Annotated in this window: 1 protein-coding gene; it reads right to left on the reverse strand. The window is 43.4% G+C overall.

The window, feature by feature from the left end; genetic code table 11:
* A partial coding sequence (gene fusA / locus PAN07_RS17390; RefSeq protein WP_269798443.1) for an elongation factor G occupies positions 1 to 1,305 on the reverse strand: 1,305 nt, incomplete at both ends.

Genomic DNA, 1,305 nt, shown 5'->3' on the forward strand with positions numbered 1-1,305 from the left:
CACGTGCTTGAGTAGAAGCGCGGAATGTTTCACGGTAAGATACTTGAGGAGCACCTACGTTCGCTTCAACTTTGAACTCACGACGCATACGGTCAACAAGGACGTCAAGGTGAAGCTCACCCATACCTGAGATAACTGTTTCACCAGTTTCAACGTTTGTTTCAACGCGGAACGTTGGATCTTCTTCAGCCAATTTTTGAAGGGCGATACCCATCTTGTCTTGGTCAGCTTTAGATTTTGGCTCAACCATCAATTGGATAACTGGTTCTGGAACGTTGATTGACTCAAGGATGATTTTAGCTTTTTCATCTGTCAATGAGTCACCAGTTGTAGTATCTTTCAAACCAACGGCAGCAGCGATATCACCTGAGTAAACAGTGTCGATTTCTTGACGGCTGTTGGCGTGCATTTGAAGGATACGTCCGATACGCTCACGTTTACCTTTAGAAGTGTTCAATACGTATGAACCTGATTGAAGAACACCTGAGTATACACGGAAGAATGTCAAACGACCTACAAATGGGTCAGTCATGATCTTGAAGGCAAGAGCTGCAAATGGCTCTTCGTCAGATGCTGGACGAGTTTCTTCTTCGTCTGTATCTGGGTTAATACCTTTGATCGCTGGGATGTCAAGTGGGCTTGGAAGGTAGTCAATAACCGCATCAAGCATCAATTGAACACCTTTATTTTTGAAGGCAGAACCACACAATACTGGGAAGAATTCAACGTTGATAGTCGCTTTACGGATACCAGCTTTCAATTCTTCGTTAGTGATTTCTTCACCTTCAAGGTATTTCATCATCAATTCTTCATCAGTTTCAGCAACTGCTTCAACCAATTTTTCACGGTATTCTTGTGCTTGGTCAAGGTATTCAGCTGGAATATCTTCTTCAAGGATATCTGTACCAAGGTCGTTAGTATAGATTTCAGCTTTCATCTTAATCAAGTCGATGATACCACGGAAGTCATCTTCAGAACCGATTGGCAATTGGATTGGGTGTGCATTTGCTTGAAGACGATCGTGAAGAGTGCTTACAGAGTAAAGGAAGTCAGCACCGATTTTATCCATTTTGTTAGCAAATACGATACGTGGAACTCCGTACTCAGTTGCTTGACGCCAAACTGTTTCAGTTTGAGGCTCAACACCTGATTGTGAGTCAAGAACGGTAACCGCACCATCCAATACACGAAGAGAACGTTGTACTTCGATTGTGAAGTCCACGTGTCCTGGTGTGTCGATAATGTTTACGCGGTGGTTGTTCCATTGAGCTGTTGTCGCAGCAGATGTGATAGTGATACCACGTT

The sequence above is a fragment of the Streptococcus sp. SM5 genome (assembly GCF_027497975.1).